This window comes from Pedobacter heparinus (assembly GCF_032678725.1).
Taxonomy (GTDB): Bacteria; Bacteroidota; Bacteroidia; order Sphingobacteriales; family Sphingobacteriaceae; genus Pedobacter; species Pedobacter heparinus_A.
On sequence record NZ_JAVTSC010000011.1, the window covers coordinates 41,511 to 68,047 of the forward strand.

The 26,537-nt window shown below is 38.8% G+C and carries 24 protein-coding genes; 17 read left to right on the forward strand and 7 right to left on the reverse strand.

What is annotated here, in order from left to right; genetic code table 11:
• From R2Q85_RS16590 to R2Q85_RS16600, 3 genes are all read left to right on the forward strand, one after another.
• Positions 1-2,367 carry a hypothetical protein gene (locus R2Q85_RS16590; protein WP_316812926.1) on the forward strand — a complete coding sequence of 789 codons (2,367 nt, stop codon included), beginning with the start codon at positions 1-3 and terminating at the stop codon, positions 2,365-2,367.
• A gap of 45 nt (positions 2,368-2,412) precedes the next feature.
• A complete protein-coding gene (locus R2Q85_RS16595) occupies positions 2,413-2,850 on the forward strand; it encodes a hypothetical protein (RefSeq protein WP_316812927.1) in 438 nt (145 codons plus the stop codon).
• A 179-nt stretch (positions 2,851-3,029) separates the two neighbouring features.
• Entirely contained in the window at positions 3,030-3,422 is a 393-nt protein-coding gene (locus tag R2Q85_RS16600; protein ID WP_316812928.1) for a hypothetical protein, read from the forward strand.
• A 102-nt stretch (positions 3,423-3,524) separates the two neighbouring features.
• Here R2Q85_RS16600 and R2Q85_RS16605 read toward each other — a convergent pair whose 3' ends face one another.
• Both R2Q85_RS16605 and R2Q85_RS16610 read right to left on the reverse strand, forming a co-directional pair.
• Complete coding sequence (locus tag R2Q85_RS16605; RefSeq protein WP_316812929.1) at positions 3,525-3,938, reverse strand: hypothetical protein; 414 nt, start codon at positions 3,936-3,938, stop codon at positions 3,525-3,527.
• 86 nt (positions 3,939-4,024) lie between these two features.
• Positions 4,025-4,444, reverse strand: coding sequence for a DUF2809 domain-containing protein (locus R2Q85_RS16610; protein WP_316812930.1), 420 nt, complete (start codon positions 4,442-4,444; stop codon positions 4,025-4,027).
• A gap of 133 nt (positions 4,445-4,577) precedes the next feature.
• Between R2Q85_RS16610 and R2Q85_RS16615 the strand changes: the two genes are divergently transcribed.
• From R2Q85_RS16615 to R2Q85_RS16645, 7 genes are all read left to right on the forward strand, one after another.
• Positions 4,578-5,183, forward strand: a complete 606-nt coding sequence (locus R2Q85_RS16615) for a DMP19 family protein (protein WP_316812931.1) — start codon at positions 4,578-4,580, stop codon at positions 5,181-5,183.
• 55 nt (positions 5,184-5,238) lie between these two features.
• On the forward strand, positions 5,239-5,661 hold the full coding sequence (locus R2Q85_RS16620) for a DUF1801 domain-containing protein (RefSeq protein ID WP_316812932.1): 423 nt from the start codon (positions 5,239-5,241) through the stop codon (positions 5,659-5,661).
• Positions 5,662-5,911: 250 nt separating this feature from the next.
• Positions 5,912-6,163, forward strand: coding sequence for a hypothetical protein (locus R2Q85_RS16625; RefSeq protein WP_316812933.1), 252 nt, complete (start codon positions 5,912-5,914; stop codon positions 6,161-6,163).
• Between the two features lie 192 nt (positions 6,164-6,355).
• Positions 6,356-6,730: a hypothetical protein gene (locus R2Q85_RS16630; RefSeq protein ID WP_316812934.1), complete on the forward strand. Its 375-nt coding sequence runs from the start codon at positions 6,356-6,358 to the stop codon at positions 6,728-6,730.
• 222 nt (positions 6,731-6,952) lie between these two features.
• Positions 6,953-7,483 carry a hypothetical protein gene (locus R2Q85_RS16635; RefSeq protein WP_316812935.1) on the forward strand — a complete coding sequence of 177 codons (531 nt, stop codon included), beginning with the start codon at positions 6,953-6,955 and terminating at the stop codon, positions 7,481-7,483.
• Between the two features lie 244 nt (positions 7,484-7,727).
• Positions 7,728-9,086 carry an RNA-binding domain-containing protein gene (locus tag R2Q85_RS16640; RefSeq protein ID WP_316812936.1) on the forward strand — a complete coding sequence of 453 codons (1,359 nt, stop codon included), beginning with the start codon at positions 7,728-7,730 and terminating at the stop codon, positions 9,084-9,086.
• 1 nt (position 9,087) lies between these two features.
• Positions 9,088-9,354: a hypothetical protein gene (locus R2Q85_RS16645; RefSeq protein ID WP_316812937.1), complete on the forward strand. Its 267-nt coding sequence runs from the start codon at positions 9,088-9,090 to the stop codon at positions 9,352-9,354.
• A gap of 11 nt (positions 9,355-9,365) precedes the next feature.
• On the opposite strand, the gene R2Q85_RS16650 is transcribed toward R2Q85_RS16645, so the two are convergent.
• From R2Q85_RS16650 to R2Q85_RS16670, 5 genes are read right to left on the reverse strand one after another with little or no spacing between them, the layout of a single operon-like run.
• Positions 9,366-9,917: a DUF6252 family protein gene (locus tag R2Q85_RS16650; protein WP_316812938.1), complete on the reverse strand. Its 552-nt coding sequence runs from the start codon at positions 9,915-9,917 to the stop codon at positions 9,366-9,368.
• A 13-nt stretch (positions 9,918-9,930) separates the two neighbouring features.
• Positions 9,931-11,073: a serine protease gene (locus tag R2Q85_RS16655; protein WP_316812939.1), complete on the reverse strand. Its 1,143-nt coding sequence runs from the start codon at positions 11,071-11,073 to the stop codon at positions 9,931-9,933.
• Position 11,074: 1 nt separating this feature from the next.
• Positions 11,075-14,107 (reverse strand): hypothetical protein, encoded by a 3,033-nt coding sequence (locus R2Q85_RS16660; RefSeq protein WP_316812940.1) that lies wholly within the window; start codon positions 14,105-14,107, stop codon positions 11,075-11,077.
• Between the two features lie 28 nt (positions 14,108-14,135).
• The gene (locus R2Q85_RS16665) at positions 14,136-15,002 is read right to left on the reverse strand and encodes a hypothetical protein (RefSeq protein ID WP_316812941.1); all 867 of its coding nucleotides are present in this window, start codon (positions 15,000-15,002) and stop codon (positions 14,136-14,138) included.
• Entirely contained in the window at positions 14,999-16,714 is a 1,716-nt protein-coding gene (locus tag R2Q85_RS16670) for a caspase family protein (RefSeq protein WP_316812942.1), read from the reverse strand. The genes R2Q85_RS16665 and R2Q85_RS16670 overlap by 4 nt, the downstream gene beginning before the upstream one ends.
• A 231-nt stretch (positions 16,715-16,945) precedes the next feature.
• Here R2Q85_RS16670 and R2Q85_RS16675 point away from each other — a divergent pair, with 231 nt between their 5' ends.
• The 7 genes from R2Q85_RS16675 to R2Q85_RS16705 all read left to right on the forward strand — a co-directional run bounded on the left by R2Q85_RS16675 (position 16,946) and on the right by R2Q85_RS16705 (position 26,397).
• On the forward strand, positions 16,946-17,899 hold the full coding sequence (locus tag R2Q85_RS16675; protein ID WP_316812943.1) for a protein NO VEIN domain-containing protein: 954 nt from the start codon (positions 16,946-16,948) through the stop codon (positions 17,897-17,899).
• A gap of 56 nt (positions 17,900-17,955) precedes the next feature.
• Positions 17,956-20,469 carry a UvrD-helicase domain-containing protein gene (locus R2Q85_RS16680; RefSeq protein ID WP_316812944.1) on the forward strand — a complete coding sequence of 838 codons (2,514 nt, stop codon included), beginning with the start codon at positions 17,956-17,958 and terminating at the stop codon, positions 20,467-20,469.
• A gap of 780 nt (positions 20,470-21,249) precedes the next feature.
• Positions 21,250-22,383, forward strand: a complete 1,134-nt coding sequence (locus R2Q85_RS16685; protein ID WP_316812945.1) for an adenine-specific methyltransferase EcoRI family protein — start codon at positions 21,250-21,252, stop codon at positions 22,381-22,383.
• A complete protein-coding gene (locus R2Q85_RS16690; protein ID WP_316812946.1) occupies positions 22,349-23,425 on the forward strand; it encodes a DNA adenine methylase in 1,077 nt (358 codons plus the stop codon). Before R2Q85_RS16685 ends, R2Q85_RS16690 begins: the two co-directional genes overlap by 35 nt.
• 2 nt (positions 23,426-23,427) lie before the next feature.
• A complete protein-coding gene (locus R2Q85_RS16695) occupies positions 23,428-23,988 on the forward strand; it encodes a hypothetical protein (protein WP_316812947.1) in 561 nt (186 codons plus the stop codon).
• Positions 23,969-25,132, forward strand: coding sequence for an AAA family ATPase (locus R2Q85_RS16700; protein WP_316812948.1), 1,164 nt, complete (start codon positions 23,969-23,971; stop codon positions 25,130-25,132). Before R2Q85_RS16695 ends, R2Q85_RS16700 begins: the two co-directional genes overlap by 20 nt.
• On the forward strand, positions 25,132-26,397 hold the full coding sequence (locus tag R2Q85_RS16705; protein WP_316812949.1) for a 5-methylcytosine restriction system specificity protein McrC: 1,266 nt from the start codon (positions 25,132-25,134) through the stop codon (positions 26,395-26,397). The genes R2Q85_RS16700 and R2Q85_RS16705 overlap by 1 nt, the downstream gene beginning before the upstream one ends.
• Positions 26,398-26,537 lie beyond the last annotated feature (140 nt).

The window sequence follows — 26,537 nt, forward strand, 5'->3', positions numbered from 1 at the left end:
ATGCCGGAAAAAACTGAATTACTTATTAATATTCCGGATATTCTAACCGGTCTTATAACGGCAATCATTATAGGTCTGTTTGTGATATATAGTAAGAAGATTCGGTACAAATTCAATAAACACAAATACATTTCCAAAGAAATTGAAGCACATATCAATGCGCGTTACAGCCAAAACTTCGTTCCCAACCGGATCGGGGTCCATGATAGCGTTCACGACGACGGCATCAAATATTTTTATGAAAACCTGTTTATTACAGAAGGTTCTCCTTTAAATATTATCATTGCCCCTACCGGAGTCGGGAAAACAACATTCCTGGCCAACCTTTACTTAAAACGGGAACAACTCGGCAGGCAGGTGAAGGTAGCTTTTGGCCGTATGTACCATTCAGATTCTTTAAAAATGATCCAGAACCTGATAGACAATAACATCGCTAAAGATACAGTGCTCCTTATGGATGCCCTGGATGAACTGACCATCCCGGCTGCCGAATCTCCACAAGCATACTGGTCTCAATTCCTTAAAGACTATCATAAGTTTATAAACGAAAAAGCTAAGTACTTTAAAAAAGTCGTTTTTACCGTACGTGAACAGTTTCTGCAAACCAACGAGTTATTCAACCAATCGGTACAGGTTGGAATGGACACGTACCCTCCTAAATACATCTACCTGCTTCCATTTAACGATCAACAACAAGACAAGTATCTCGATCTTAAATACAGTAAAGCAGACCAATCAGCATTATTACAAGATCTGAAATGGATAGCATTCAAAATGCGGGAACGCAAATTGTCAATGGTAGAAATTCCTTTAGTATTGAATTATCTGGAGGAAATTTTTAAAGTTTATACACCTAACAATCAGGAATACTTTTTTACCTCTTATAATATCCTGAATATCATTGTGGAAAGCTGGCTCACCAGAGAAGAAAGTAAAGGCCTGGCTAAAGAACAACTAAGAAATTTTTGTACCCGGCTTGCATTTGAAATAGCCAGGCAAAGCAAACCCGGGCTATCCAAGCTTATTTCTGCTAAGGCGCTAATAGAATTTGAATCATCAGTGGGCGTATTGCAAGATTTCTCAGGCTGGGGAGACCGCTCCTTGTTAATTAAAGATACCGTTGGAGAAGGATTGAGATTTGGCTTCATAAATGATACCATTCTTGAATTTTTCCTGGTATTAGCTATCAATGCCAGGCCAGAAAAAGAGCTTGAAGTACCTCTGGAGGAGTTCGATATCGCATTACAGCTTCTGGTTGCCCAGCGTTGGCCCGAGCTAAAGAAAAAGGGCTTTCCTGAAATTATTGGAGCTAATCTGCCCGATTCAATAACTCCTCAAGACCCTAGAGTAACAAGAATTCTCTTTTATTCATTTATAGACAGAAGTAATCATCCATTACTTACCTATGAAGACCTGCTTAAATGGTCTGAGTATTTTGATCAGTTGTTTCAGAGCCCTAAAGTTCAGGAGCGGATGAGTAAAGACCGATTTTTGACAAAAACATTGGAAATTGTAGACCCTAACTGGCAACGACAGGTAAATGGGTTATTTAGGTTCGCAATTACAAACTTCAATTTCTGGGATAGTGAAACTGGTTCTCCTAAAAAAGGAGTAGAAAAAGCGCTGCTTTATTTATCAGACTACATAGAAGACGTTTTACTATATGAGATCAGTATGAATGACGAAGATCTATCTTGCATTAAGTATGCTTCAAACATTTCTTCGATATCTATACTCAAAGTTAATCTGACGATCAGGACAATGGAATACATCACAGCTTCAACCAAAAGTCTGGAATCCATCTGCATTCATACCTGCAATATAACCGACGAATATCTTGCTGTATTTTCTGATTGTAATAACCTTGCTCAGGTTACTTTGTCTACAAATGACATTATAGGTTCAGGGCTTCACCACTTTTCTAACTCGGCTAAATCTCTTACTAAAATTATGCTTATCGAAAACCAGATACAGGATGAATATTTAGCTGCATTTCATGAAACAAATAAGCTGGAAGCTCTCTTACTAAATTCAAATAAGCTTACTGGAAAAGGACTTTATAATTTTTCAAACAACACCGGCACATTAAAAGAATTATGGCTCGGGGATAATGAAATTGAAGATCAGTACGTCGGAGTTTTTTCGACAGCTTCTAAGCTTGAGGAATTATCTGTTTTTAAAACAAAGCTAACTAAAGCAGGTTTGCTTACATTTTTAGCTTCTAAAGACACCCTAAGAATGGTCAACTTCTACGGAAATAACATTTCAGAAGCAGATCAGCAGGAACTCAAATCCCGATATAACAACCCGGGGATTATTTTTGACATTTCTGGCCTATCAACAATAGATATTAATTCACTTGCATAATACAAAATAACGCCATTAGGATAATGGCCCCTTAAATAATAATCCATGCAACATTTTGTAACCCATAACACCACTATCAATGAAACGGTTGTTGTTCTCCCCGAAGCAGTAATTGATCTTATTGGGGAACAGCCAGTACTAAACATGGGGTTTGAAAAATCGCTTTGCCTTTATAACGCTGCAACATGGAAAAAAATCACGTCAAACCTGATGCAACTAGATCACTTTGACCCCATCAATCGGAAATTTATCCGCATGTTTAGCAATACTGCTATAGCATTAAGTGTAAACCAAAAATCTATCGCCATTCCAACCAAGCTAACCGAATTTGCAGGAATCAAAAAGCATCTGATTCTTTTAGTACATGAAAACGGGCTGCAGATCTTTGACAGAGATTTTTACGAGAACAACCACGATCATATCTACGATAACATAGGTACTGTATCAAGATTTCTTGGCCAGCCCATAAATATTGTCAATTGAAAGCTAATTTTCCTGCTGAAAAGGCACAGTGGTTTGAGAATATTAATGATGACTTCGCAACATGGGTGTTTTTTTATGGGCCTGTTGGTGGTGAAAAAATCAATTTGAATGAATAACCATAATTTCAGAATTATCTTATATTTAGCTCAATTTGTTAATCCACTCAAAACCAACGCTCGATGATAAAACTCAACCTCTTACAAATCGGCATACTGTCGATATTGATATTTGACATTATAGGCTCACTTTCTTCGCGATGGATTGGCTTTAACTATCAATACCTTACTCCCCTATCGTTTCTCATATATTGCACAATTAGCTTCCTTGCCACAAGAAAAATAAGTTTAAAAAAAGGCGTATGGTATAACGTGCTCATGGGGCTTTTTGATTCGACAATTGGCTGGCTGGTATCCATTCTTTTGGAAGCGAATACCGGCGACATTAACATTCAGCCCTATTCAGTTAACTTTTTTGTAATGATGGTTTTTTCAATGGTAATAATTGCCAGTATAATGGGGCTCATTGGCGGCGGCATTGCGCTGTTGACGAAGAAGAAACCTGTGAGCGCCTAGAATATGATATTTTTGTTTCGAGGTTTCAATTTCATGAACAATGGAAAGAGTAATGTGCTGCATTAAGCGAGGCATATTCCTCTCAATTTTAAAGCAATAAAGTTAAAAAATCACATTCAACACTTTTTGCTTGTAATTCAGATGTGAATTGAACTGCTTTGGATCCGTTACAACAATTTGCGCCTTGTCATTGAATATCGATAGTTTCCCATTCACACTAATCTTTTTGTGCAGGTATAATTTCAAAATATCATCAATAAAGTTTTTATAGTCTTTTTTAGCAATAAATACAGAAACAATCTGATCAGGATACTTACCTCCTATGTTAAGCAAAGTGTGATTTTCAAATGCCCTGCCATCATAAACGGAATCGACAATTACAACTTCTTTTCCTACAGCCTTAGGGATATCCTTTAAATTCCAATGGCCAACGACATGATCAACAGCGATGCCATCCTGAGCTTTAAGCGAGTAAGAAGAAATTATAAATGAACAGATTAGCAGGAATGTTTTCATAGAACTAAAGATAGTGGAGATTTCAATATTATCAAACATAGATTTATGAACTGGTATCATAGTTCATCCTTAACCAGTAAAATATACTACAAATCAATGGCTTTTATCAAACCATACAACTTTAACACAATTATACAAATAGCAGTTCCGACGGTATACGCAATCATATCACTCCAAAGAAAACCACTTCCAAGAACCAATGCACCCAAAGTAGTATTTCGAGTGTTATTGATCCAGGACGCATGGTACAATTGACTGAATTCAATAAGGCAACATACCGACAGGCTGATTAGCGCAACCTTCCGATAGTCAAGCTTGATTAAGAAAAATCTTATCAAAAGAAACATCATCACTGCATATAGGGTATCACCAATAATTAATGGTATAGAGGTTATTTTTCTGGATAAAATACCCAATACTATTATCATAACCACCAGTAGCGCATAGATAATCCTTTTTCTGAAGTTTCTGTTTTGTACTTTGGTGACTTGGATTTTGGGATACATAGGACTTCCTAAGAATATTAATCAGACAATTATAGAATATATATATTTGATCTAAAAATTATGGCACTCAAAAATCATATAATAATAGTCAGATTGATCAGAATAGCATTAAAGCCTTTATTTGCATTACAAAATGAGCGTATATAGATCTTTCATACTGTTGCTGGCCCTTGTAACTACCACAGTATTTACCGCCTGTACTTCAAACACAGAGGTAAGCAGCTCAACTGTTATTGAGGCTCCAAAAGAACTGGAACCCCTTACGATTGAAAAAATAGATCAGACCCCAGATTCGGCACTGGTCTGGCTGATATTTGAACATATTTCAAATGGTTTACCATCTGATCCAGATCAGGAATTGGCATACATTCTTTCACTTTCAAAACCGCAACAGGCCATTTATATCACTTGGCTATTAGAAGGCGAAGTGAATAATGGAGGTTTCAATCAATACTATTACAATTCAAGTGGCCAGTTTGCTAAATTAGCGCCTGATGCACTGAAACTAGTAGGTGCAACTCAGTTTGCTGTTTTAACTCAAGCCGCAAATAAAATGTACGAAAAAGAGAAACACCATATCACCAGGCATCAGGATGGTACTTCCGAAGGCTTTAGTAAATCATACTACAACAAGCCTTTGGATGAGTTTGATGATCAGTTTTATAAGCTCAAAGAACCTCTAGGAGAGTTACAGATTGCTTTTATTCGGAACAACAAAGCGGCATTTGTTGGGCATTAATGCCCAGATTCAGCAGCAAATTGCTATTTTGTTATGGATTTAACCTAGTTTAACCATGACCATTAAAACTACTCAAACCCAGGCAAGTGTAGAAGATTTCATCAATACCTTTGCAACTACACCCCAAAAAAAGCAAGACGGCTTTGCGCTACTGGAATTGATGAAGGCGCATACGGGCTATGAGCCTAAAATGTGGGGACCATCGATCATCGGTTTTGGCTGCTATCATTATAAATCAGAAAGAAGCAGGCAGGAAGGAGACTGGCCTTTGGTTGGTTTCTCACCACGTAAGGCTGCTATATCCTTATATGTTTATAGTGGTGCACCTGGTCAGGAAGAGCTGCTCAGGCATTTGGGGAAATTTACCATGGGAAAAGGCTGTATTTATGTAAAAAAACTTTCCGACATCAATACAGAGGTGCTTAAGGAACTCATCAGCGGAACTATCGATTTGCTTCAGGAAAAATGGGGTAAATAGTATATAGAAGTCAATGTACTTAGGTTTTTGCAGCTCCAATATAGATTAATGGATATGAAAAGATGTATTAGAGAAGGGGATCTGGCAAACATTAAACCCTGGAGTAAAAACTTCAGGGAGTTACAAAAAACAATCATGTAGAGGAAAACTATGAATCCATATTGTGTAGCTTTATTGAAGTTACACTTCAGTATGAAAGAGAAAAAATTGAATTAAATAACTATATTGTTGTTATCTAAACCTCTTTCAAATGCGTGAACTATCTTTAATTTTTGTAGAAAGCATACCCGCTTCCTTGTTTATGTCTGCTTGTCTGTACCTCGTTAACAAAGGTTATTTCCCACACGTCTTCAAATGGTGGTATGTTGCCGTTGTCACTGTAATAGTAATGTTCCCTGTTTTTCTTCTTGCCCCAGAAATTTATCAATTGGTATTTTCAGTAGTCTTTATAGCTGGAATTTTTGGTGCTGTACAAACCTATCGTAAGCAGAATACCATTTGATTACATTCTTTTACAAATGGGTAAAAAACCACGAGAATTAAAGTAAATAAGAAAAAGGATTTGGTTTTTTTTAAGATTCATACAGTAATCATTGATTCAAGTTACCAGATATTTTTTGTTTGACAAACTATGATGGTTACTGATGTAGCGTTTATTCAATATTTTTCGTTTATAAAAGAAAACCAATCTGACATGAATAAATTATGGTTACTGTGCTTGATTACTTTTACTACAATCCTTGTATCCTGTAAAAAAGGAGATAACGGCCCTACGGAAATCTATGGCACCTGGAAACTGACAGAAACCTGGAACGACCCCGGAGATGGCAGTGGCAAATACACAAAAGTAAAAGGTAAGGCCAGGTACATTGTAATCGATACTGCAGGCAAACTGGAAGGTGACGCAATGCCGGGGATTGTGGGCTACAAAATCCTGGATACAGAAAGAATACAAATATTAAGTCCGGAATATGCTTTGACAGTTTACCATTATAAGTTAACACGCAACACTTTAGAACTTAATCCCCCATGTATTGAAGGCTGTGGATTGAAGTTTAAGCGGATGTGATAGTGCGGTAAAACCAGCAGCTGTTAGGATAAAATCCGTTATATTGGTGTGAGTTAAAAATTCTGCAATATGACCAGGTATTGTTTGGCTCTTTAAAGAAGTCCTCATAATATCATTTATAGTAGCCCTGAGGTGAGTTGTATTCGGGTTTAAACCATTACAAGGTTACTTTAATTAACTGATAGATATTTTTATATTCGTATCAAACCAAATTAACGCCTTATGAGATTCTCTCCTTCTGTAACACTTAAAGGCACCATAATCCTGGCCCTGTTAGATCTTGCTATTATCTGGTTTTGGGTTAAAAACGAAGACCTTGACGGGGCAGCAATGTATATCTATATAGTTGTGCCTTTTGTATTCATGATCAATCTAATAATCGGTGGAGTACTGTTTTTCTTAAAAAGACCATACAGTGTCATGTTCTTCATCAATTGCATTTCTTCGTCCCTTATAGCCTTCTGGCTCTTTACTTCAGAAATGACGCTACAAGCGAAAGCCGCCTATGATATCTGGATATTTGATCTGCAGGACACGACTTACAGAATTAGTAAGTCAAACAAATATAATGAGTTCAACATGTCTTACAGCCTCCATCCAGGATCGTCCTGGTCATTTATTAATGGCACTTACAAACAGCACAAAGATACGCTCCTGTTGAATGCGGATTCCATAAGGATGTTTATTCACAGCGGCAAATTATATAATTTCCGACAATCAAAAACACCAATTACATTGAAAACATATGATTAAGGGAGATAACAAATTTCCACTATGCGATTCTGGAAGATGACTAAAATTCTGTTTACTCAGAAATTGGAAAGACCTACAATTTTCTATAATAATTTACAGTATTTTCACAATAATAAAATTAAAACCTAAAAAATTACATTAATTTTCTTTTTGGTTATTAATCAAGGTTTATATAGATTTGCTTACAAAGCTATAATTGAGCAAAACTGCAACAGTGATTGCAGATTAACCTTAGCCAAATAAAATGCAATTAAAAGAAAATGAATCGACCGAATTTAAAAGCAGCTTTGGGGATGCCGTAATTGAAAGCCTGGTCGCATTTGCCAATACCAAAGGCGGAAGCGTATTAATTGGCGTTGACGATAAGGGTTATCCACTTAAGGGATTCTCTATTGGGAAAGAAAGCATTCAAACCTGGCTCAACGAAATTAAAAACAAAACTCAGCCTAGTATAATCCCTAGTGCAGAAATCAGAATTCTGAACCGTTCAAGTGTTGTCGAATTATCGGTTAAAGAATTTCCAATCAAACCAGTATCATTTAGAGGTAGATATTATAAACGGGTAAAAAATTCAAATCATCAATTAAATACTTCAGAAATCAATGATCTGTACATGCAGTCATTGCAGTTGTCCTGGGATTCCTATTCATACCCTAAAACGACGTCTGAAGACTTAAATGAAGATAAAATTGACCTATTTATAAAAAAGGTTAATGACGGAGGCCGCTTTTCTTTACCGGCTGATGCTCATGAAGCACTATTGGTACTCAAATTAATTAAGGAAGAGGGCGTTACAAATGCTGCCATGATTCTTTTCTCAAAGGAAAACCTTTTTTATAATGTTCATGTCGGAAGATTCAAAACCCAATCCTTCATCATCGATGAGCGAATGATACGAGGAAACCTTTTCGATGTGGTGGAAGAAACTGTTCGATTTATAAATTCCCATCTAAAAGTAGCATTTGAAATCACTGGTATAACTACACAACGGACTGAAATATTTGAGTATCCTACTGCTGCCATCCGTGAGCTAGTACTAAATGCGGTCATCCACCGTGAATATTTGAGCCCGTCAGATATACAAATTAAAATATTTGATCAATCCATTATGTTTTATAATCCAGGCCGATTGTATGGGAAGGTTACTATAGATGATCTGGCGAAAGACAATTATACTTCTGAGCTACGAAACAAACTTATTGCAGAGGCATTTTACTTAACCAAAGATATTGAAAAATATGGAACCGGCTTTTATAGGGTTCGGAAAGCGCTAAAAGAATATCCAACCATGACTTTTCAGTATCGTGAACAAGGAGGAGGATTTATCACTGAATTGGCTTATACTGAGCAAAAAGTAAGCACACTAGTGCCCAATGATACTGTAAATGACACTGTAAATGATACTGTAAATATTAAACGGTTGAGTAAAGTTATAGAGATTCTTAAATCAAATAGCCGGATATCCACTGTAGCCTTAGCTAAAGAACTTGATATCAGTAGAATTACAGCTATTCGTGATTTAAATAAGCTTAAAGAACAAGGGCGTATTTTGAGAATTGGGTCTGACAAAACGGGACATTGGGAAATATCAACAGAAAAATAGGATGAATATATACATAAAACAAATCATTCAACAGTTCAGCGAATCGATCGAGCGACAACTACCTCTATTGGAAATTGAAGTAAATAGATTGATTACAATTAAAAGCACAAATATCAGTGCTATTGGTAATTGTTTGGACACCTTGCTTTCGCTTACGATTCATGGCTTTGCTGACGACGTTTTCGTTCGTTTACTGGAATATTACAAAACAGTTGACGCTGAGGGCGCTTTGTTTTATTGGAATGAATACGATAATACCGAAGAATAGAAGATAATTAATTATCTGGCGAAATTCATATCAAATCTTCCCTCCCTTACTTCCACTTTCAGCCCCTTATCATCTACAGCATCAAACCAAAACGTTCCTGAAACTATTTGATTTGTCAGATCAAAACGGGTAATTTTAAGTTCACCTTTAATCTGGGGATTGGTTTGATAATCTTTAAACTCTCCCCCACCATAATCAATATACCAACCTCTGGCTTTGCCCATGCTACGTTCAACCAAAGGAATGGTCATCCCTGTTTGTAGCTCAATGCCTAATGTCTCGATCTGCACGCCTAAAGTTCTATTATTACCACGTCGCCTGGCTGCCACAAGGAAAAGATAATTGCCGTTATCAAGTTGATAATAACTTTGTACAATTGGTCCACCCGTAGCAGATCCTTTTGGTTTAAAAAGAACACCGTTAACCATACAGCCAATTGTATTTTTACCTTCCTGGGTAGCGGCTGGTAAACCATCAATTCCAGTTTTTGCTTTTTTACAAGAAGCAGTGATCAGCAACAGGCAGCAAGTACATACCACAATTGATTTAATCTGGATTTTCATGGACGCAAGTTAATTATAAGGCAATAAGGTTCATCAGGGAAGTGATTTTCATAGCTTTTTCCCCATCACAATTTGGCGCACTACATTGGTTTGCAACACTGCAAGTACCATTCGACTTATAATCTATCTCGCCAGAAACCAATACCCCGATTACCTCATTCGTAATTAAAGAGAACACTGGAGATCCTGAGTTTCCCTGAAACGCATCTAAACTGGTATAAAAATAATTTGGATGATCATTTTTAATGATCCCGGCATTGAGGGCGATTTTTTGGGGTAAACCGTATGGATATCCGACCATATACACATCCTCTTCAACTTTTAAATTTAAAGATGAAGAAATTTTCAATGCTGGCCGTTGCAATTTTCTGCTAACTGAAAAAACCTTAAGATCCAGTTCTTCAAGATCATTCAATATCTTAGCGGGATAATAAATCCGGTCAATGCTCACCAGTGGATTATATCCACCAACTTTATTGCTCAGCTCAAAATCAAATACAATTACATAATTTTCAATGGGGCCTGTCAACACATGACCAGCAGTCACCATCGCACTGTCACCAATAATAAATGCCGTTCCCACCCCTACTACCGGCTGATCTCTGAATGCTTCTCCCGGACACAAATTATATCTGGACCCCAAAGTATTGCCGATATCAAGTTGGAAAATACTATCCGTTACTGCATGAAGCTTACTCCTTTCTACAACTATCCCTACCGATACAACATTACCAAGAATATTATTTTGCCACTTGATTTTCGGATTAAGCTGCCTTGTCTCGATCCTGCTGTCAAATTGAGAGGGGCCATCAATCAACCGCTTTTTTGGAGGGGCCAAGTCACCCTCCCTCCGAGGGTCAGCATACCTAAGCTTTAAAACCATTTCTCTCAAATCCATAAAATCGGAAGGCATGCGTCGCTGCGTTTGATTAAAATTAGAATTCTTCATGATGTACATCCCCGAATCCAGAATTGCATCAGCACCGCGAGTATCCTGCCTGAAAATCGCATTTTTTAAGACCCGGTTGGTACTGTCGTTAGCCTTCTGCTTTGCGTGCTGGTCATTAAGCAAAGGCTTTTTTAGGGTATCAGTAATTTGGGCAAACACATTGTGCCCTAATATAACCATCAATGCAACCAATAAAACCTTTTTCATGTCATCTGATCCTAGGGTTGGTATGCAGATTCAATAGCGGAATGTCAAATACTAGCCCTAAACCATAACGAAAAGACTCATAATATTTGCTGAATTCATTTGCTGTGCCCTCATTTGTTATTTCCTTTAATTCCGGGCCATACTGTGCACCAACATTGATAGAAAAGGGAGTTCGGGGGATTCCCAGGGTAAAATACAGACCGGGAGAAAATATATTCTCAAATTTAAGCTCAGGTAAAGCTTTTGATTTGGTCTCCGTGCCATCGGCATTTTCAGTCGTGTTGTTGCCAAGCCTTAACCGAGTAATCGCTCCCACGTCAATAATCGGCAGAAAAAACCCGTAAGAAAACCCGTTTTCAGAACCCCAGGTATAACTTAAACCGACTGGCGCAGTAAAGCCTATCGCCCATCCTCTCTTCGTAGCTGCACCATTGCGGCTAATTTCATACGAGCCCAACAAGCCTGGATAACTGTTGATCGCGAAATTCGAATAAGCCGTTCGCTTTATCGCATAGCTACCCGCAGGAAGGGCAAAAGCCTCAATCGCTTTTTCAACATCATCGGCATCCTTAGCCAAAGCCATGTCATTTGCGAAATGGATCAGGTTTAATGCCCGCGTATTTAATTCAGCGCCAGTTTGCACAGATACCGATCGGATGTATCGTTCAATATTGATCAGTAGCAATTGGTATAGCTCAACTTCACTTTTTCCACTCTGTGGCGTACCATAAACACGAGTAAAGTACTTCTGCAGTGCAAACTCAATAAATATCTTTTTAAAATTTGCAGCATCAGCTGGCTCAAACACTTTAACATCCTTCCTTCCATTATTCACCACTATATTATTGATGCGGTCTTCAATCATCTTACCAAGCGCATCCACCCCATTACCGCTAAAATGGGCCAATACCAACTTAGCAAAATCCTCTCTTTTCAATAGGTTAGCCGCCGTAGTTAAGCGCGGATCGGAAACAGCCAGTTTGTGGGTAACAAACGCATCTGTGGCCAACGCTTTAACATCTTTTATACCATCAGTACAAGCTTTATCCACAGGTAAATTATTGCTTAGTACAAATATCTGTATGGCATCTAGGCTTCTTATCAAAACCTTTAACTGCCCAAGCTGGCTGTCATTAAAGCTAATATCACCTGCAGCACCCATCAGCAGTTTAGTAATTGCCGTCCAGTTCTTCAGTTCCGGGTTTTCCTGTATTTGATTTATGGTATTTATCGCAACTGCAATAGAAGAATTCCTATCCGCAGAAGTCAGCTGCGCAGTTACATTCAGGATTGAAATAATCCCTGTTGCATACTTTTTCTTTTTAATATCATAGATCACGTTGTTCGCCGTCTCAGCTAGGCTAAGATAAGGTTGCGCAATCAAACGAAGCTGATATTTATTCTTATCACCATTAGGATGGATATATTTCTCCCGATAATAAGAAACCAATGTGTCCCCTGCAAAAGCGATCTCTTTCGACAGGTCAATAATACTTTTGATAAAAGTATGAATGGTATCAGCCCCTACTTTCAGACCTGTTTTATTCGCTTTTCTAATCTCCAATGCCGAATTGTAAACCTGCTCACCGTTCTTGCCAAGTTGCGTAAGCATGAACTCAAAGAACAGCTTATCCTGATCCACAGCCTTCAGGTCTGTTTTGGCAAACTGTCCAAGAATGGTTTCCATAGTAAGTGATTCTGCACCTCCCCGCTGTGTTTCAAATTCAACCTGGTAATACCTGCTGTTTTGCTGGTACAAGAAACCCACATATAAAGCATAAAAATTTGATTCCGAGGCATATCCGGCCCAGAAATTACTTCCCGCAAATCTCATCTCACCATTCTCCACCAACGACATACTATACGCCAGCATAGCAGACAGACTCATGGCATTTGCCAGGTTAAAAGTTACCACGTTCTTATTGTCGCTCTTCCATCTTTTGATGTTGCGACTGGAGCTGATCATAGAAAAATAGTCTACCGGTTGCTTCACTTTCGATAAATTAGGAACAATCTCCAGAGCTTCGAAAGCAAAATCCAACTCAGGTTTCTGACTAATCAGCTTCGCTATTCTGGGTGTACTTCTCAGATTCGCGGCATTGGCTAATACCTTATCTAAATCTGCTTCAATGTATTGTTTTATTTCGTTCGGAAAACTGGTGATCTTATCCGCACTAAATGACCGTAAATATTGGCTGGTCATTGGCAGCAATACCTTAAACTCAGCCAGGGGATCATTTTCAGATGGATTGTCCAGCCATCTCTTCACCCGTTCCATGGCAAAGGTGGTTAGCTCCTGTTTAATCCGCTTAGCCAGAAACTTACTCAAACCATCTGCAAGCATTGAAAAGCCCAGATCACCACCAATAAAAGGCAATGCCTTTTGTAGGGATGCGTTGTAATTCGCCACGGCTGAGCCATCTACTCCATTTTTTGCCAGGATTTCGTATTTGGTATGTAACAACGCGGCTACCCCCGCCAAAAGCATGTTTTTGTTCTTTGTATCATTACGATAAACCGAATCTATCATTTTTAATACAGCAAGGTCCAAATTACTTTTATTTGTAAAATATGCTGCTCGTTGTTTGTTCAACGAATCTGATCTACCTTTTGAAGCACTTATGATTTCAGTCGAGCTTTCTTCCGTGTTGTTAGTAATAGTCAGACCGCTTAGTGCTGCAGCTGCTTTTTTTTCATAATTATAAGCTTCAATGGCCTTAGTCAAAGCAACGGTCTGCTTACCGAACTTATTTGTCTCAAAATCAGATAATTGCTTTCCTGTAAAATAAGCTTTAAAAGTGCCGATAACTAAATTGCGATCTTTTGCAATCTCTTCATCCCTTGTTTCCAGGTCTATGGCATTATAATCCTTCTTTAACAGATCAATTAACGTTGCCGCGTTGCCAGCGACCGGTAAATCCTTTTGGGCCTGTGCTGATAACACAGATAAAACCAGCGAAAAAATCAACATAAATTTAAAACCAGCCGAAGCGCCCAGACTTAGCCAGAGTTTTAGAGAGAGATGTGAAAGCATAATATTTAGATTAAGTAAAATTGTATCGTTAAAAAAGACTTTTATATATTTCCATAGCAACATCCTTATCAGACAAATATCCTTCTATACCGTGCCTATTGTTGGTAAAATTTTTAACCCCATTGCTATTTGAAATTGATGGGTCAATATTAAAATGCCGTTCGTTTAGTGGCTGTAGCGCAACCACATCACGTTCATCATAAGCATTATACCATCCATTTGCTATACAAAGAGGCATCATAATTGGTACTTCAAGTTTTGAACGGATAGCTTTTAAACCCAAGGGAGAACCTACCGTAATATATTTCCTTACATCCAGCCCCTGAAGATTCCTTAGCACATTATAACCTACAACGCTACCAAGGGAGTGGCCAACCACCACACATGGCGAACTGTTTATTTCAGCCCTTACACAGTCATTAATCTGTTTGCGAATATTTGAAATGGTCAAATAATAAAATACATCCTTAGTAAATTGCTTTAATGAAGAATCTCCAAAAGGAGTATTTTGATCCAACGTGCGCAATATAGCCTGTATCCATTCCCAATTTAATGGTCCTTTCTCTTTTTCAAACCCTTCAAAGTTCTGGTCAATTTTCAAATCACTTATTGACGATTTTTCAGCCACTTCAGACAGTAAATCATAGAAAAAATCACGCTCCTTATCATTAATGCTAACCAGATCTCCCCTTGATATCGCCTTACTATCCGATGGTAGATTCTGTACAAGATTGTCCAACAAATCCCCATAATAAGGAAAACCAATATCAAGTCCGTCAGGAAGCAACAGATCATTTTTTTCGAGCCCAGATTTTAGCGCTGAAATCCACTTTGATTTTAGGATTTCCCTGTCTAGATTTTGCTGAGCACGACCATGAATTAAAACAAGTTTCATATTTCGATAGGATAAAGATTTAAGTATTCTTGAAATATCCGTCCGCCTTCAGGGGTAAACTTAGTCCAAAGTGCTGGTTTTAAATGAGACGACAATTCCCGTAACATTGGATGAAAAAGCTCTGGCTTAATCGGTAAATAAGACCAGCCTTGTGTTAGTGAAGGAAAAATTGTACTGGGAATGGTTTCAGTATTAAAATCAGGACTGAATAGGCTATTCAGCATGCTGACATCAAACAAAATCTGTTCTGCATCTCTTATCATATATCGGTATACAGACCTTACCTGATCAAAATTTCCTGCCTGAGCATATGCATAACAAGCATATAAACCCAACGTAGGGTCAAATGCCTTAAAATTTCTCAAAAAGCTTGCTTCCCACATCAGCTCTTCGGTATATCCTTCTATCCTAAACTTACCCTGCCTGGCCTTTGCAGCTATTCTTGCTCTAGCCATGCTAATATTATCGTCAAATAATTCAGAACGCTCAAAATGCCTTGACCAAATGGCTGGCGAATAACTAATATTAACAATCTGCTCCTTTTCAATTAATAACAGTACATCGAAATTTGATAAAATAGCAACAGGCGCTATTGATCCGTCATTAAATATGACCAGCAAAGAGCTCCCTCTAGTACCTGTTCCTATTAGTAAATCCAGCACATGTTCGCCGGATGACTGTTGATATATCCGCTCTTCGGACATGAACGATATATCTCCAGCACCGACAATGGTAACCAATGAGGTGCCGGGAACTGAATACATATTTTCTTTTTTCAAGTGACTATCTGCTTCTATCAAATTCTGGATATTGCCCTCCAATTCAGCTCTTGAAAAAGTAGATTTATCTGGTTTCCGATCAGACTTACTTGGCAACATATTATCTAGGACAGCCTCAGCGGGATTCATATCGTTATTTACAACTGGTAATTGAGGTTGATCAAAGTCAGCCAACGACATCGGATTTCTGGAAGTGATCTCTCCATCCGGCATTTGGCTAAGCGATGCCGAGCTTTCCTCTAAAGCAAGCGGAACAACTTCCTGTAGATATAAATCGAGTTCCCCAGACATTACTCCCCAACCTCCTGTTCTTGGACTATGAAGCTGCTGGATTATCTCCGGCACCTCACCTTTGAGTCCTTTCAAAAGAAATTTTGTATATATCCCATCATAGCCACTGGTGGCATCTCCCATTGGAAGTTCATACGAAGGATCGCCTGGCGTAGTAGCATAAAACATGTCTACTTTAGTCCTGCTATTAAACGGCAAAAGTCCATTCGGGAAAATAATGGTACCAGAAACTGCCATTATCAATGGATTTTCAGGTTTTGAACGACAGGCATCAGAAATAAATACAACATGCGGAATTCCAGTAATACGAGCCATCAGTCTCGATTGTTGTACATTTATTGCTGCCCCTACATCCCTGTCAGCCTTGGATAAAAGCCATTGTTCTTCATTCGGACTCTTCAATATACCATGTCCTGCAAAGAAGATAACCATCAAAGAATAAACTCTGGAATCAACAAAAACACTGATAGTGTCTTTAATGTGATGAACTTCAACAGGGCCACCCTCATCTACATGTAACTTTACATCGTAATTTTGAGATAAGACCCAGCGCTGAAATTCTTTAGCACCTTTGACGGCAGCAGTTAAAGGCGTCAAAGTACCAACCTTATTAACGCCTATAATAACAGCGCATTTTCTCATATTAGAAAAGATAAGAGGTTAACACTAGTTTAAATATTTTATGAATATAGCAAAATATTTATTTACAACAAATTTAATCAACTGTAAATGAATTATTTAATCCTACTTCCAAACCACTTATTCACCCTTCCGCAATTGAACCATAATTCTGCTTCGAACGCCACTAGGTGCTTATCAAACAATTCATAGTTAATATTTCAAAATTTTGGATTAATAACCATATTTTTGGTTATGGCTCTTGATAATTATAGAATTTTAGTAGAAAATGAAGTCTCAGCATGGGACGATAAAACTGGTGAACGATATCATTTCCCAAGAAACAGATATTTGAATAGACTTCGGCCCGGCATGAAAATCATTTACTACAAAGGCCGGGTAGGAAACCAACAACCTCAATATTTCGGCTACGGCGAGATCACCAAAATCTACCCTGTTTCAGATAGCTTAAATGATTACTACGCTGATATTACCAATTACATCCAGTTTAATCAGCCTGTCAATTTTAAGATCGACGGGGAATATCTTGAGGAAATTCAAACCTCCAATCATTTTAGACAGAATTCTGTTAGGCCCATTAGTGAAGAAAGATTCTATAAAATACTGGAATTAGCAGAGCTAAATTTGGTCAGGACCGGAAATGAGGAACAGCCGATTGCTGTTACAGAGTTGCCTCCTATTACTGACGTTAATATTACTCCAGCTACTGCTTCATTGATGAAACCAGTGGTGCCACGAGGCAAAGGAAAGACTAATGGCTCCTCTCCCAACCATTACAATTCAAAAAAGTCGACTCTACACGGTAACCAAGGTGAACGACTGGTTATGAAACACCTTGAGGAGACTTTAACTGAGGCAGAGGTCAAGACTTTAAGCCATGATGCAGCGAATAATGAGAAAGATGGCTATGATATTTCTTATATGGATTTAAATGGTGATCCGGTTTACATAGAGGTTAAGGCCACCAGCGCTCCCACCTTTCCCAGTTTTGTTATTACCATTAACGAATTGACTGCAGCTGAGCGGTATGGCTCAGCGTATCAGATTTATTTGGTGAATAAGGTGACGTCTAGAAATGTTGAGTTTGAGGTTATCGAGAATATTGCTGGTTCACTAGATCGGCGGGAATTTGTTAAAAGTCCGGTGGCATTTAAAATTGAAAAGTCTGCAATGCCTAGTAATAACTAAATACGCTCAAACTTCAATTCACCTATGGAACCTAATCATTATTTCAGTTCGTCAATATGAAAACGGATGCAAATACGATTTCCTTGGGAACCATAATACTAGGTATAGTAACTACAATTGGCCTGGTTTATCTCTATAAGATTTACAATAAGAGAAAAAGGGCAGAAATCAGACAGCAGCTAGGCGAAATAGAATTAGGAATTAAGGAATTCTCTGAGCTCACAAATTTAGATCATTATTTCTCGAATTTTTCGATGCAGGCCTTTCATATGAAATTTTCGACTCTTCGCAAAACAATACCGTCAGGATTTAAATCCATCGGACTCGAACCCCAGGAATCAGAGAAAGTATCAACATTCGTCAATATAATTGACAATCTCCCCGCCCACCGCGCGGAATATAACGAGCGCTTTGTTCCCCATGAGATTAAAAAGTACAATGAGTTTTTCTCTTGTCTTGAAGAGTACCCACTCTCTTTGGATCAGATGCGAGCAGTAGTTACCGACGAGGACAATAACTTAGTCATCGCCGGTGCAGGAACAGGAAAAACGACTACCATCAGTGCAAAGGTTGCCTACATTTTAGAAAAAGGACTGGCTGGTCCAGAAGAGATGCTGATCATTTCCTTTACCCAAAATGCAGTAAAGGAGATGTACAATAGAACAATTGAATTCTGCGGATGGCATCCGGATGTAGAAAAAATCACGGTTCGTACCTTTAATGGATTTGGCAATATGGTCTGCAGATCCTGCACGGATTATCCTATTAAATTAGCCTTCGACGATGAGTATGCTTGCAAGGCATTCCTTCAAGATAGCTTTGATGATCTCTTCCTCCATGATAAAGACTTCTCAAAAAAAGCCACAAACTTTATCACCTTATTTGATAGACCACCTGTAGATGAAAGTGAGTTCAAAACCAGAAATGAGTATCTCAAACATCAGCGAACACATAAATATGTCTCGCTCAATGGCATAAAAGTTAAAAGCCATCAGGAACTTCAGATTGCGAACTTCCTATTACTTAATGGAATTTCCTTTATCTATGAGCAGAATTTCCCCTTGATGACAGAGGATCTTAATCCACAATACCAGAGCTACGCACCGGACTTTTACCTACCCGATTATGAAATATACCATGAGCATTACGGAATCGATGAGAATGGCGATGTACCAGATTGGTTTGGATACAAACCACCTTTCCAGAACGCGAGGGATCAATATCATAATGGCATACAGTGGAAAGAGAGTATTCATGCAAAGTACAAGACCAGACTCATCAAGACTTACTCTTTTCAGGCAAAAAGAGGGAGGCACTTGTTATATTTGAAGCATCAGCTTGAAAATCTTGGAGTTGAGTTTAAGTCGATGAAAGCGGAGGATATACTCCCCGCCATTAAGGAAACTGAGCACTATGAGAACTTTATAGGATTGGTTTATACCTTTCTACAGTTGATGAAGTCAAATAATGCCAGTCCGGAGAACTTTAAACAGTTTAGTGGCGATCAGAGGCTTCGAATATTTTTGGATGTATTTACGCCCCTATATCGAAGGTATGAGCAGAAGCTCATCGCCAATCACAGCATTGATTTCAGTGATATGATCAATTCTGCCACCCATCACATTAGTTCGGGTGAATATGATAAAAAATACAAATATATACTTGTAGATGAGTTTCAGGATATGTCACTAGGGAGATACGGATTGCTCAAAGCATTAAAAAAGGCTAACCCTTCGGCCAAACTATATGCGGTTGGAGATGACTGGCAATCCATATTTCGTTTTACTGGAAGTGATATTTCCATAATTACTGACTTCTCATCGCACTTCGGGGTGAGCGCAAATTCCGAGGTACTCAAAACATACCGGTTCAATCGCGAGATACTAGAGTTAAGCAGCGGGTTTATTCAGAAAAACCCAGCCCAACTTGCGAAATCTCTTTCTTCAGAAATGGAGGCCTTGCACCCTTCATTCGAGCTCTGCCCGATTTCCGTCTACGGATCAGTGGCCAGTCAGGCATTATTTAAATGGGACATGCTGAATGAAATAATTTCACGAATCAGCCTCCAAAAACAATCAGCAAAAATATTCATTATTGGCAGGTACAAGCATAATAGGCCACCTGACCTAAATGAACTTCAGAAAAAATACACCAGCCATACAATCTCCTATTTCACGGCGCATAGTTCTAAGGGATTAACCTGTGACTATACAATCCTTATGGACTTGGATTCTGGTGTCTTCGGTTTTCCTGCAGAGATGGCCGATGATCCGATTTTAAGTTATCTACTTCACGAAGGCGATGGTTTTGAAAATGCAGAAGAGCGAAGATTGTTCTACGTTGCTTTGACCAGAGCCCGACATAAAGTATTTTTATTATACAACCAGGCCTCCCCAAGCAAGTTTATAGATGAGCTCATTGCCGACGGAGTAGTAGCTCATTCCGGCAGAAGTAATCAATTATGCCCCGAATGCAGTGGCATCCTCATGGAACGAAAAGGGAAAGGGGCAAACTTTCTGGGCTGCAGTAATTATCCTTCTTGTAGGTATAAAACTCCAAATATAAATTGAGTGTCTATGTCAACTTTAACTTGCTAAAAACTATGATTGTGTATAAGTCGTTTTACATTGTATTTAAGCAACTGTTTATTATCAGCTGAGTACGGAAAGGCGTTTTGATATAAGTCGTATTGGCGATCCTACTACCCCGCCTTCAAAAAAAGCCCCGGCCTGCACCCAGGCCTTCCAACATAAAAAAATCAATAAATAACCTCGGCCGGTAATCCAGGGCTGCTGGGTAAATCAGTAGCACAAACATCCACAGCTCGGCTATTCAACCAGCATCTAACTTTGGAAGTGGAACATGTTTATTACTAAAAACCCAAGCCTTTCTGCCCAATAAACGAATACAAATCGGAAACAGTACAAAGAAGTATTCAAAAGTGGTTGGACAATGAGGCGGTGTTTTCAGTGAAGGTGCTGCATCTTATGAGGAGAAAGCTTATCCGATTGGCGATATCGAAGAAAGTATTTAGCAAATAAATGTCGCGAATTGAACCTGCCATTAAAATGCTTCCATACGATCAAAGGATAACTGAAAATGCGTTACCAAAAATGTCCTCGAATTCTTCTAAACGACTTTTGCGAATCTTGCTGACTAACGAATTCAAGGTAATTTGAAGAATTTTGTTAGTAAAGATTTTGAGAGAAGTTCCCTATTTTAGAACAATCTAGATTTTGGGTGAGGCAGTTGGTAATGGAAAGTGGCCGATATTTTAGTTACCTTAGCAAGCTGTTGAGTGTGACATATTGCCAAATCCGCAAAACAGCAAACCTTTATCGTTGTGATTAATGTACAAAGAAAAAATGATAATGAGCTATGACAAATACGATCAAGAAGAACCTATACTTGACAACTCTGATTCCCAGGAGTTGAACATGACGAAAAATAGGACTACATCAACTCGAAATCAAGATTTTCAACAAGCTAAACAGGGGAAAAATGACGAATTCTATACATCCCTTGAGGATATAAATCTTGAGATGCTTCATTACACCAAGCATTTTGAAGGGAAAGTTATTTATTGCAACTGCGATGATCCAAGGGAGAGTAATTTCTTTCGATATTTCTACAATAACTTTGATAAGCTTGGTTTAAAGAAGTTAATTACGGCTTGCTATCGAAGCTTAAATGCTGATTCGTTTGAAAGAGAAATATCAAATAAAGCTGTATACCTGGAGTATAGTGGTAGGAAAAATGGTGAAAGAAGCTCAGGAGATGAACTGATAAACATAAAGCAATTTAAAGGAGACGGGGATTTCCGTAGCGCTGAAAGCATCGAATTATTACAGCAAGCAGATGTGGTAGTGACAAACCCTCCATTTTCTCTTTTTAAGGAGTATTGTGCGCAGTTAATTGAATACAAAAAGAAGTTCATAATAATAGGAAATATGAACGCAATCACTTATAAAAACATCTTCCCACTAATTCAAAATAACGAGCTGTGGTATGGGCCGAGCATACGCAGTGGAGACAGGGAATTTCGTATACCAACTTATTATCCTCTTGCAGCATCTGGAACGAGAAAAGATGAGCATGGTAATAAATATGTTCGGGTTAAAGGAGTACGTTGGTTTACTAACCTTGATTTTCCAAGCAGACATATAGATCTTCTTCTTGATAAAAGCTATTCCTCTGATACAAATCCAAAATATGCTAACTTTGATGCGATAGAGGTTAGTAAAACCAAGGATATACCGTATGATTTCGACGGACTGATGGGAGTACCCATTTCTTTCTTAGACCAGTACAATCCTGATCAATTTGAGATACTTGGGTCTAGTAGAACTTTAAGCAGACCAATGTCTGAAATAGCTGAAAAAGGCACTTACTCACAAGGAGGGCCACGCTTTTATTTGCCCAACGGTAACGGCACATATCGCCGCATGTATGAGCGTATTATTATCAGAAAAAAGAAACAGTAATTTAAAAAGAAAAAATATTATGTCATTCCGTTATCTTGGTAACAAAACAAAGCTTACAGAATGGATAGTTGGAGAGATACTTAAGATAATTCCTGCTGGTTCATCAATTGCAGATCCAATGTGTGGCACAGCTTCTGTATCATTAGCCTTAGCGCAAGCTGGCTACTCGGTTACGGCTGCTGATGCTCTCGCTTTTCCTGTTATCCATGCTCGCGCTCGCTTATTAGCAAAGCAGGCTCCAAGTTTTAAAGCTTTTGGTGGATATGATAAAGCAGTAGATTGGCTACGGTCGATTCCTCCCGTAGAAGGATATTTCTTTAGAGAATTTGGTGATGCCGGTTGCCCAACTAATGGCCGTCGGCCCAGGTTATATTTCTCTGCTTCCAATGCCGCACGCATTGATGGCGTTAGAGAGGGCATACGAGATCTTGCTAGGTCCGGCACTATTAATCAGCTTGAACACAGCCTATTGCTTCACAGCCTAATTTTGTCAACCAATAAGATTGCAAATATAAGTGGTACATATGGCTATTTCTTAAAAGAACTATCAAGAAATGCTCAACGGCCTATTACATTCGAATCACTCCACTTTGAACAAACTCCCGGTGATCATTCTGTATTTTTAGGGCCTCTTGAAAAACATGCTTCAAACCTCAGTGTTGAGGCTGTATACCTCGATCCTCCTTATACAAAACGACAATATGCTGGAAACTACCACATTCTTGAAACTTTAGCGCAAGAGGATGAACCAATTGCTGAAGGCGATGGTGGTCTCCGACCATGGCAGGAGCAAGCGTCAGATTTCTGTTATCGCCGTTTTGCTGGTAAAGCTTTTCGTAAAATTTTGGAACAACTAAATGTTCCTCATATATTTATATCTTACAGCCAAGATGGTCAAGTTCATGAAGATGAACTTTTGGTAATTTTAAATGAATTTGGAAAAGTTACAATACAAGAGCAACCATACAATCGATATCGTAGTAACAACAAGGCCAAAGAAGGAATTTTAATGGAACGCCTTTATCACATTGAAAGGTATTAATTATGACGAATAAATTAAAGATTAAGCGTATTTGGTGGCGCAGCGTACAGCCTGGGGAATTTTATAATATAGAACGTCACCATAGAATTGAGGGAGGCGGTGGCTCTTTATATATCGAAATTCCTAGTTCTATAGTTCCTCAGACTTTTGATTTTTTAGATATTACAGAGACAGACTTTAACTCTACAACCTCTTTCCGGATACAAGCTTTTGTAATTGGAAATTCCCAGTTATCTGGACCGATAGAATTTCGGAGCAAAGCAGGAGGCCGTATGCGTATAGCAAATCAAAATAGACAGCAGCCCAGCTCACAACGCCATCCGGCATGGACATCTATGCGGGATTTCCCTAGGGCACCAGACAATGTAGCTAATAAAGAAGAAGCGCTCAAATATTTTCCTGACGGAGGGTTACGTATATATATCGCAAAGACGTACGATGGGAAATACTATGCAGGTTTTACAAAAGGGCATCGACCTTCCAAAATTAGAGATAATGATCCAATGTTTGAACTTTATAGCAATAAAGTTGGTGGAGTAATCAATGAAAAACATGACAAATAGACTTAGGGATATTCTCAGCTCATGGGAGAAAGGGCGGAATGTACTTTTGTATGGTCCTCCAGCAACAGGCAAAACACGGCTTGTAAGTGAGCTGTTTCAAATTTTGAAAACACGAACTGAGAGTAATGAAGGTATTATTCTCGATCCCGATGATGCAGACACACCATTTAGCAGGCCGGAGGAAAAACTAACTATACCTCAGCCTGTAAAGGTTGTATGGACTACCTTCCATCAATCCTATGGATACGAAGATTTTGTATTAGGTTTACGCCCTGAAATTACAGAATCCGGTACTAAGCTTAAACCATTTGCTGGAATTTTTCTTGATGCCGCGCTAGAATTGTCCGACCCTTCATCAGAGTATAAATCGGTTGTAATCTTTATCGATGAAATTAACCGAGGTAATGCTGCTCGCATCTTTGGTGAGTTTATGACATTCCTAGATTTCGATTACCGTGAAGATGGCAGAGTCCCAATTCCTCTTCCCCTGAGGCAGCTTAAGTACACAGACGGAGAAAGTGAGGAAATTTATCGAGCCGAAGGACAAGAAGCTAAGATTCCTATTGGATTTACATTCCCAAAGCATATCTATATTGTGGCAACCATGAATAGTGTCGATAGAGCAGCTGTACCAATTGACAGCGCTCTTGCTCGCCGGTTCGATCGAATTGAAATTCGGCCAAATCCATCTGTTCTTGCGCAAGTATGGGGGTTGGATGAGAGTTCAATTCCAGCTCCTACTGATGATAACTGGCAAAGCTTAAGCCCTTTTGAAACTGCATATTTTCTTTTTGACCGTTTGAACTTGGCCATTGCAGCTGATCTTGGTCCTGAGTTTGAGCTTGGCCATGGCCTACTTACTAAATTAACAACAGCTGATTCACCCGAAAATATTATATGGCAAGATTTAGCCAAGGCATGGGATGAAGTCATTTATCCTCAACTTGAAGATAGATATTCAGGCAGGCCAGAACAGTTAATTGAATTACTTCGTGTTGATAATCCTCCATTATCTGGCAATTACGCATGGACACTTCGAACTACACTGGGCAGTAGCATTCAGGCTAGGACACTCTCTCCAGTTCGTATTAGTGAACTTCATCTTGAGGAAATACAGAGATCGTTTAGGTGGCTGACTCGTTAATGACACATACCCGAATTCGACTGCAAGAGTATGGAGAACCAGTTGTTCTTCAATCTAATGATTTAGATATTTCCACTCTAATCAGAGCAAGTAATAGATGGAGGAAAATTTTAGGCCTGTCTGGAGAACCGTTTAAGATAGAAGACATCGGAAATGGACAAATTCGATTGCGTGCAGAAGCAATTACAGGTGTAGTACGGATAGGAAATACCGATATTGAGGTAGCTCCAAAATTCTTAAATTCTACCGATGATAGCTGGCCAACCATACTATGGCGAATACTAATGGTGGTTGAAGGTGGCTATGTTGATGAGAGTTTAACATCTGCTCACCACAGTGCAGCTTTAGCAATCCCCGATCTTCTCGCAGAAATGTTTTTGGCATCATATTCCCAGGGTGCAGCACGTGGTCTGCCAAAAGGTTATTTATCTGAGCAAAACGAGGGTACGATTCTAAAAGGTGCTTTCGATATATCTCGTATTGGTGAATGGGTTGCTCGACCTTGGATTGTGCCCTACATAGGTGACTATTTTACAGATGATACAACCTTAAAAAGATTACTTTATTGGTCTGCAAATTGTCTTGCAGCAACAGTCAAGTTACCAAGTCGAGCGAAGGCGCTGCGTGAGATTGCAGCAAACCTTGCTCATATAGGCGGGCGTCAGCCACATCTTTCAGAAGCACGGAGGACCCAACTTAGTGCCCAGCACCAGGGGCTTGAAGGCGCGAGAATGGTTGGTTTATTGCTTTTAGAAGGAGCAGGTGTAAATCATGCTAACGGTAGACATGCTCTGTCAGGTTTTTTGTGGAACTCAGATACTATATATGAAAACTACATTTTTTGGCTATGTCAACAAGCTGCTAATCACCATGGTCTTAAAGCTTCTAAAAGTGAACTGATTTTTGGGCAGATAATAAGTGGAGAAGGAAGCAAGCTAAAGACAACTCCAGATGTAGTATTTCGTAATGAAACTGGCAATCCTATAGCCGTGGCTGATGCAAAATACAAGCTTTTGGGATCCCGTCCAAAAGCATCTGATATTTATCAAGTATTCACCGCAGCCCATATTCTGGGCTGTCAAAAGGCCTCGCTGACTTATCCTTCATCGAAAATTCGGGATCGTACAGTTTGGAATATTTCCTCTGCTTTAGGGGCAATAGATGTTGTGCTAACAGCGTTACCAATTAATTTGATGGTTTTGTCGACGTCTAACGGGCATAAAGCATTGGTAGATATCATCGTTTCTTGGTTACGTGACGAATGAGTTATATTATTGCATTCTTGGGGTTTGGCGGAGTCAACATTAACGAATTTTCAGGGAATTGTATTCCGACAACAGAGTTTCATATATTGTTCCTATCAAAAAGAGCTATATCATCCATAAAATTCCAAGGTCTGTTTTTG

Coding starts and splice junctions, on each gene's coding strand:
- R2Q85_RS16590 (WP_316812926.1), top strand. CDS start 1: ATGCCGGAAAAAACTGAATTACTTATTAATATTCCGGATATTCTAACC.
- R2Q85_RS16595 (WP_316812927.1), top strand. CDS start 2,413: ATGCAACATTTTGTAACCCATAACACCACTATCAATGAAACGGTTGTT.
- R2Q85_RS16600 (WP_316812928.1), top strand. CDS start 3,030: ATGATAAAACTCAACCTCTTACAAATCGGCATACTGTCGATATTGATA.
- R2Q85_RS16605 (WP_316812929.1), bottom strand. CDS start 3,938: ATGAAAACATTCCTGCTAATCTGTTCATTTATAATTTCTTCTTACTCG.
- R2Q85_RS16610 (WP_316812930.1), bottom strand. CDS start 4,444: ATGTATCCCAAAATCCAAGTCACCAAAGTACAAAACAGAAACTTCAGA.
- R2Q85_RS16615 (WP_316812931.1), top strand. CDS start 4,578: ATGAGCGTATATAGATCTTTCATACTGTTGCTGGCCCTTGTAACTACC.
- R2Q85_RS16620 (WP_316812932.1), top strand. CDS start 5,239: ATGACCATTAAAACTACTCAAACCCAGGCAAGTGTAGAAGATTTCATC.
- R2Q85_RS16625 (WP_316812933.1), top strand. CDS start 5,912: ATGCGTGAACTATCTTTAATTTTTGTAGAAAGCATACCCGCTTCCTTG.
- R2Q85_RS16630 (WP_316812934.1), top strand. CDS start 6,356: ATGAATAAATTATGGTTACTGTGCTTGATTACTTTTACTACAATCCTT.
- R2Q85_RS16635 (WP_316812935.1), top strand. CDS start 6,953: ATGAGATTCTCTCCTTCTGTAACACTTAAAGGCACCATAATCCTGGCC.
- R2Q85_RS16640 (WP_316812936.1), top strand. CDS start 7,728: ATGCAATTAAAAGAAAATGAATCGACCGAATTTAAAAGCAGCTTTGGG.
- R2Q85_RS16645 (WP_316812937.1), top strand. CDS start 9,088: ATGAATATATACATAAAACAAATCATTCAACAGTTCAGCGAATCGATC.
- R2Q85_RS16650 (WP_316812938.1), bottom strand. CDS start 9,917: ATGAAAATCCAGATTAAATCAATTGTGGTATGTACTTGCTGCCTGTTG.
- R2Q85_RS16655 (WP_316812939.1), bottom strand. CDS start 11,073: ATGAAAAAGGTTTTATTGGTTGCATTGATGGTTATATTAGGGCACAAT.
- R2Q85_RS16660 (WP_316812940.1), bottom strand. CDS start 14,107: ATGCTTTCACATCTCTCTCTAAAACTCTGGCTAAGTCTGGGCGCTTCG.
- R2Q85_RS16665 (WP_316812941.1), bottom strand. CDS start 15,002: ATGAAACTTGTTTTAATTCATGGTCGTGCTCAGCAAAATCTAGACAGG.
- R2Q85_RS16670 (WP_316812942.1), bottom strand. CDS start 16,714: ATGAGAAAATGCGCTGTTATTATAGGCGTTAATAAGGTTGGTACTTTG.
- R2Q85_RS16675 (WP_316812943.1), top strand. CDS start 16,946: ATGGCTCTTGATAATTATAGAATTTTAGTAGAAAATGAAGTCTCAGCA.
- R2Q85_RS16680 (WP_316812944.1), top strand. CDS start 17,956: ATGAAAACGGATGCAAATACGATTTCCTTGGGAACCATAATACTAGGT.
- R2Q85_RS16685 (WP_316812945.1), top strand. CDS start 21,250: ATGTACAAAGAAAAAATGATAATGAGCTATGACAAATACGATCAAGAA.
- R2Q85_RS16690 (WP_316812946.1), top strand. CDS start 22,349: ATGAGCGTATTATTATCAGAAAAAAGAAACAGTAATTTAAAAAGAAAA.
- R2Q85_RS16695 (WP_316812947.1), top strand. CDS start 23,428: ATGACGAATAAATTAAAGATTAAGCGTATTTGGTGGCGCAGCGTACAG.
- R2Q85_RS16700 (WP_316812948.1), top strand. CDS start 23,969: ATGAAAAACATGACAAATAGACTTAGGGATATTCTCAGCTCATGGGAG.
- R2Q85_RS16705 (WP_316812949.1), top strand. CDS start 25,132: ATGACACATACCCGAATTCGACTGCAAGAGTATGGAGAACCAGTTGTT.